3 protein-coding genes and 1 tRNA gene are annotated in these 7158 nt (G+C 42.4%); 1 reads left to right on the forward strand and 3 read right to left on the reverse strand.

Annotated elements, in window-relative coordinates; genetic code table 11:
- The 3 genes from JZU62_RS04990 to JZU62_RS05000 all read right to left on the reverse strand — a co-directional run.
- A partial coding sequence (locus JZU62_RS04990; protein WP_295012513.1) for a bifunctional aconitate hydratase 2/2-methylisocitrate dehydratase occupies positions 1 to 1831 on the reverse strand: 1831 nt, incomplete at its 3' end.
- Between the two features lie 222 nt (positions 1832 to 2053).
- Positions 2054 to 4303 (reverse strand): DNA translocase FtsK 4TM domain-containing protein, encoded by a 2250-nt coding sequence (locus tag JZU62_RS04995; protein WP_295012517.1) that lies wholly within the window; start codon positions 4301 to 4303, stop codon positions 2054 to 2056.
- Positions 4304 to 4382: 79 nt separating this feature from the next.
- Positions 4383 to 6512: a flagellar biosynthesis protein FlgL gene (locus tag JZU62_RS05000; protein ID WP_295012515.1), complete on the reverse strand. Its 2130-nt coding sequence runs from the start codon at positions 6510 to 6512 to the stop codon at positions 4383 to 4385.
- A gap of 147 nt (positions 6513 to 6659) precedes the next feature.
- Between JZU62_RS05000 and JZU62_RS05005 the strand changes: the two genes are divergently transcribed.
- Positions 6660 to 6743: transfer RNA gene (locus tag JZU62_RS05005), tRNA-Leu, on the forward strand.
- Positions 6744 to 7158 lie beyond the last annotated feature (415 nt).

Raw genomic sequence — 7158 nt, forward strand, 5'->3', positions numbered from 1 at the left:
CTTTGTTAAGGCGAACGGTACATGCCGCCGCTGAACGCTCAGCCGATGCATCGGAGAGCTCGAATGCTTGCTCCACTTTCATATTCGGAAGACCTTCGATCTCTAAAACACGTCCGTTGAAGATATTTTTCTTACCCTTCTTCTCAACGGTCAAAAGTCCCGCTTTGATTGCGTAATAAGGGATCGCATTAACCAAGTCACGCAATGTGATACCCGGTTGCATTTCACCTTTAAATCGAACCAATACTGATTCCGGCATTTCAAGAGGCATAGAACCTGTAACACCTGCGAACGCTACGAGGCCTGAACCCGCAGGGAAACTCACACCGATTGGGAAACGGGTATGGCTATCACCACCCGTTCCGACGGTATCTGGGAGAACCATACGGTTCAACCATGAGTGGATAACACCATCCGCAGGACGAAGCGCGACACCGCTGCGTGAGCTGATGAATGCCGGCAACGTTGCGTGCAATTTCACGTCGGATGGTTTTGGGTATGCCGCTGTATGACAAAATGACTGAAGAACGAAATCAGCCGAGAAACCGAGAGCGGAGAGTTCTTTGATCTCATCACGTGTCATTGGTCCTGTGGTGTCTTGGCTCCCTACGGTGCTTGTGATCGGCTCACAGTACATACCTGGGCGAACACCCTCCATACCACATGCCTTACCGACCATTTTTTGCGCAAGTGTGTACCCTTTGCCGGTATCGGCTGGTTGGATAGGGGTTGCGAAAATGGTTGCCGGAGTGAGTCCAAGAGCCGTGCGTGCTTTAGCCGTCAAACCGCGACCGATGATAAGAGGGATACGTCCACCTGCACGTACTTCGTCTTCGATTGTGTTCGGGCGAAGCGAGAATTTAGCGATGAGTGAACCGCCTTTTGTGATGGTTCCCGCTTTAGTATCGATATCGAGTACATCTCCTGTCTCCATAGCAGATACATCGGCTTCGATAGGGAGCGCGCCGGAATCTTCACACGTTGCGAAGAAGATCGGAGCGATGATGCTACCGATAACAACCCCGCCTGTACGTTTGTTCGGGATACCCGGAATATCATCACCCATATGCCATTGAACGGAGTTTGCCGCCGATTTACGGCTAGAACCTGTTCCGACAACGTCGCCGACGTAAGCGATTTGCATCCCTTTTTCTTTCAACTCAGCGATTTTAGCGATACCTTCCGGCATTTTAGCACTCAGCATCGTTGTTGCGTGAAGAGGGATATCAGAGCGGGTAAATGCCGCGCTTGCAGGGGAAAGATCATCGGTGTTGGTTTCACCCGGGAATTTGAACACAACAACGCTGAATTTTTCAGCCAATGTTTTTTTACTCGTAAACCACTCTGCATCTGCCCATGATTGGAGAACATCCATTGCATAGTTGTTGGTTTTTGAAAGATCAACGATATCGTTAAATGCATCGTATATCAAAAGGGTATGTTTGAGCTCATGTGCCGCTTCGTTGGCAATAGCGTCGTTGCTGAGTGCATCGATAAGAGGTTTAACATTGTACCCGCCGACCATTTTTCCGAGGATTTTGATTGCCGCTTTTTTGTGATCGTCACTATTAATGTCACTATTGTCTGCCAAGAATGCTTTTACTTCCCCTTGGACGACTTGGTGCAAAAATGCCGCTTTTACGTATGCGCCATCGTCAACACCCGGATTGACCCGTTCTGCTAACATCTCTACCAATTCACCGTCTTTAGAACTTGTCGCGCTAATAAGAGCTACCAACTCGGTAACTTGTTCTTTTGTAAGTGGGAATGGTGGGATTCCCTGTGCTGCGCGTTCCGCTACGTGTGCTTTGTATTCGTCCATAAAAGCCATAGTGACTCCTGTGCATGTTAATTTTGAATGATTATATCAGAAGAAAAAATCAGATTTATTGCTATGTTACTATTTTACCCAATTTTTTTACTTTTAGCATAAATAGTGTGTAATTAAGTAACGTATATGGTTTGAAGTAAAATAACTAGGAAAGAAATAAAATTAGGGGATGGGAGAAAAAGTTACAGTTTGGTTGAAACGGGGAATTCTCCTTTGGGAGAACTAAAAAGGGTCGTTGATGATAATGTCGCGATTCCCTTTGGAGTTAGGGGTCGAGAGTATACCGTTGTTTTCGAGTTGCTCTATAAGACGGGCTGAGCGGTTATAGCCGATTTGGAGTCGACGTTGCAGATAGCTGATTGATGTTTTTTGCTCACTGAGAATAATGTTTTTAGCCTCTTCATAAAGCTCATCAGTCTCTTCGTCATTTCCATTGTTTCCATTGGAGGTAACCATCTCTTCTTTGTCTCGTAAAAATTTACGGTCGTATTCCGGTTCACGTTGAGCTTTGAGAAAATCGACTACTTTTTCAATCTCTACTTCGGTACTCCATGGTGCATGGAGGCGTACAAGACCGCTCATCCCCGGAGGGGTAAAGAGCATATCCCCGCGACCTAGGAGGGATTCGGCTCCCATACCGTCCAGAATAATTTTACTGTCGATCTTTTGTCCCACTTTGTAGCTGATACGTGACGGTAGGTTGGCTTTGATAAGACCCGTCACGACATCGACACTTGGGCGTTGGGTTGCGACGATTAAGTGGATACCGCTCGCACGTGCCATTTGAGCTAGACGCGCGATGGAGTATTCGACATCTTTGCCACTTGTCATCATCAGATCGGCTAATTCGTCAATGATGACAACGATATAGGGGAGTGGGGTTAGTTTTTCTGTTTTAGCTTTTTCATTGTAATTTTCGATGTTTTTAGTACGGGTTTCAGACATCAACTGATAACGGCGTTCCATCTCATAAACCATGTTGTTAAGCGCTGAAATCGCCTCTTTGGGTTTTGTGATAACCGGAGTGAGGAGGTGGGGAATATCATTATAGATAGAGAACTCCAACATTTTAGGGTCAATCATTAATAGTTTAAGCTGATCGGGTGAGTTTTTATAAAGCAAACTCAAAATCATCGAGTTGATACCAACACTTTTACCGCTCCCCGTTGTCCCTGCGATCAGGAGATGCGGGAGCTTTTTGAGATCGGTAATAAACGGTTTCCCGACGATGTCTTTACCTAAAATAAGGGTGAGAGGGGATGCCGCCTCTTGGAAGAGTTTACTCTCTAGCATTTCACGCAGATAGATCGTCTCTACCGCTTTGTTGGGTATTTCAATCCCTACCACGTCTTTTCCCGGTATTGGAGCCTGAATACGGATGGTTTGGGCTTTGAGCGCCATCGCTAGGTCATCTTGAAGCCCTAAGATTTTAGAGACTTTGATATTTGCGGCGGGTTTAAACTCAAAAGTCGATACGACGGGTCCCGCGTAGGTGCGCACTACGTCCCCTTCGATATTGAAGTGTTTGAGTTTTTCGATCAAATCACGGATTTTGTCATCGAGTTCTGCTTCATCCACTAAGGTTTGTTTTTTGGGAGGCATTTGAAAAAACTCAACCAAGGGGAGTTTGAAGTTTTTGGGTTTTTCACTGACCCCTTTATCGATCTGATCTAAAAGCATTTTATTCTCTTCGAGTTCATCGACCACAAGGGCATGTTGTTTTGAATCTTTTACTTTTTTTGCCATACTGAGAATAGTAGATTCTTTGATGGGGTGTTCAATCGTCGGTTCACTATTTTTACTGGTATCATGTTCTGAGAAAATGTCTTTTGTTGGCTCGACAACGGATACGACGGGGATACTTTCAGTGATCGGGGTAAAGGTCTGATGTGTCGTTGGGTAGACTTCCTCTTCAACTTCAGGAATATACATTTCCGTTACACTCTCATTTTGCTGGAGTGGCTCTTGATGAACGTCAGCTTTTGTTGTTGGGGTCGCTTTAGCGGAGGTTAGAGGTTTATCCATATACTCTTTGATTGGCTGAGCGAGTTCGGACAAGCTTTGTTCCATAACTAAAATAATCGAAACCGTTGCCATCATTAGCCACAGTATCCATAGCCCGAACCCTCCGATATAGATTCCTAAAAAATCAACAACACTGCCGATTAATGAACCTCTATACTCCCCTTTCACCACCAGTGCCTGAAAAAATAGGAGAGAGACAAAGAGCAAGGCAAAAACGATACTCATCTCAAAACGGCGGTGAAGTTCTCCGGTATATTTATACCAATAGAGGAGGGGGACCATTAAGAGTAAAAGATAGGTATAGGCTACGTAACCAAAAATATGAACGTTGAATGCAGCAAAGGAGGCTCCGTATTCACCGATTATTAATGCATCACCGATGATAGTAGCAAGTCCAAGATAAAATAAAATACCGAAGCCGGCAATAAAAAGTATATCGCGTAAAATAGTAGATCCTTAAAACAGGTATGAAAAGTAGGTTAATTATAGCAAAAAAGGGGCTAAAAGCCCATTTTATTGCAAAATGCTACATATAATTCACGAGAGAAAGTTTCGAGACTTTGGAGATATTTGATAAAAGAGCTTGATAGTTAAGGGACAGTTGCTGCATGCGCAGTGTTGCTTCGGCAACATCGGTATCAACAGTTTCAGATTGAAGTTTTTTAGTACTGACAATAAGAAGATCGCTTCGATCTGAGGATGCTTGCAAAACTTGTGAGTACGATCCTGATTCGGTTTGAAGTCTGCTGACATGTTCCGAGAGGTCATCTATCATCTGAATAGAATTTTGAATACCCAGGTTTCGTGGATCACTCTTATTTGAACCATCAGGCTGCGTCTTTTTGTCTTCAACCGATTTAATCATTGCCTCAATTTGCGAAAAAAAGTCTGTTTTAGGATCACGAAGGGTGATACTACTGTTTGCATTGAACGTCAATGCAGAACCTGCTATCGTTGAGTAATCTAGTGAACTGGAGTCATAGAGCGAAATAGAACCTTGAGTAGTTGGATGAACTTTGTCTTCAAAGACCATTCGACCCACTTGATCGAGTTTTGTCGATGATAAAGCATTTGAAGCGGTGATAGCAGCATCGTATTGAGCAGCAGTATTAGCAGTGGGGAGTGAACCGCTCATGGTCATGTTGACTACATCAAGAAGTTGTTGATACGTGACTTGGTCTGCTCCAGAAACGGTGCGTGTAGCGTCTGCATTATAAATATTAAACGGTGTGATTGCCACACCATTTACTGTTCCGCTGACCGATGCTGCTGCGGCTAAATTAATTTGAATGTCAAAGGGGAAACCATCCGTATTTTTCCCTTGAAGATTAAGTGTCGTACCCACCAAAGTGCTATTACCCGTAACATCAATCAATTTTGTACTAGCAGTCGCTGAACTATTGTCCCCTTTGACAATCTGAGACATATTGGAAAGAAGTTTGGCACCGTTTTGAGTGAAGTTCGTTCGGTCATAATTGACCCCTTCGATAGTGTTAAGTGTCCCCGTCGGTGTTGTAAGATTACTTTTTGTGAATTCTTTCACATATAAACCTGGTGTCGTAATCGCGGAAGTTAAGAAGTCTGTACTTCCCCCTTGAAGATTATCGATTTCTCCCAGAGTAGCTGCGTAAAGGATTGGATCGGATATATCTGCTGCATCACCTGCCGCAGCATTAAAGTCAACCGCACCTACCATATGGAAATCGAGCTTGCTAGAACCGGCAATTTTATCACTAATTTCAATTTGTCCGTGAGAATTGAGTCCTATGTTAATTTGATTTGCAGTCGGAGTAAGCTGATTTGGATCGTAAAGCAATGCAACTTTGTGCATCAAATCATCCATTGTATCGCCCATCGCCATCGTTATCTTTGATTTGAATGAGGTTCCGTCTGTACGGGTTCCTTGCAGATAAAAATAAGAATTTCGAGCAACATCATTGTTCGAATCAGCGTCGGTATCTCCCATTAAATCTCGTATTGTGCTTGAGCCGCTAATGTAGGTCTCTTTTGCATCACTACGCGATGATCCAACATTTTTTAAGATATCAGGATACAAATCTGTCTGACTTAATTGAGCTAAATTGGTACTTGCTGCACGATTGGTTTTACTCTCATCTCCAAAGAAAAGACTTGATCCTGTAATATTGTATTTTTGTTTGACTCCCGAACCTAAAAAAGCTTCAAGTTTTTGATCATTTCCTTGATAAGAGCCATCTGCCGCAACCGGTTTTACAGATGTTGCTGTACCTGAAAATAGGTATTGACCACCAACCGAAGAATTTGCTAAAGTCACAAGATGGTTTTGAAGACCACGCAACTCTTTTGCAATAGCTTGCATACTGGCATCTGAATGGACTCCGTTAGCCGCATTAATCATTTTAACTTTCATAGATTCGATTGTTTTAACAATATCACCGATAGTTGTATCGGTTTGAGTAGACATCTTATATCCATTTTGTGCGCTGTTTTTTACTTGTGAAAGGGTTGTAATCTCATTATCTAAACGAAGCGTATCAATAAATATACTTGGATCTTCATGAGCATACTGAATTTTTAAACCGGAAGCAATTTGTTTGTTTACATCAAATAATTGTGTATTTAATTTATTATTTTCACCGTATATATTGTTGTAATAAGATCCTGATGTAATCCTCATGACAAATCCTTTAGTACAAGCTTACTGCATATAAAGCAATAAAAGTTCCATACTCTAATATCGGCAAAAAAGGAAAACGGATTAGAAAAACAGCTTTTACGTCTATTTAAGCAAACCCCCCCTATAATTTCACCTCTTCAAACACATGCCAGTGTGGTGAAATGGTAGACACGCCGGATTCAAAATCCGGTATAGCGATATGTGCCGGTTCGAGTCCGGCCACTGGTACCACCCCCTTAAAATCCCTATAAATAGCCTCTAAGCAGACTTTTAAAATTAAAAAATCTAATACTACAATTCTATATAAATCAATATGGGTATCAAAAACGGGTATCAGTTTACTGTCAATAGATATATTGACTTATCTGCATTTGTATTTAGATTGAATTGTACAACCGATTTTAAAATGATAGTAATTTGAATTTAAAATGATAGTAACGTACAGTTTTAACCTCTCATGGGGGCAAGGCGCTATCATTTCAAATTCAAATATAAATAACTGCGATATTCATCAATTCCATTCAATAACTTGCATTTCAAATTCAAATCCAAAAAGTTATTAGGAAGCATCGCCTCCTAATAGTTCGTAATAAAAACCTCCCGCACTGTCTTCTTACTTCCCGCTCCTCGAAGGGTATAGTTGATC

The sequence above is a fragment of the Sulfuricurvum sp. genome (assembly GCF_019163035.1).
In the GTDB taxonomy this organism is placed as follows: domain Bacteria; phylum Campylobacterota; class Campylobacteria; order Campylobacterales; family Sulfurimonadaceae; genus Sulfuricurvum.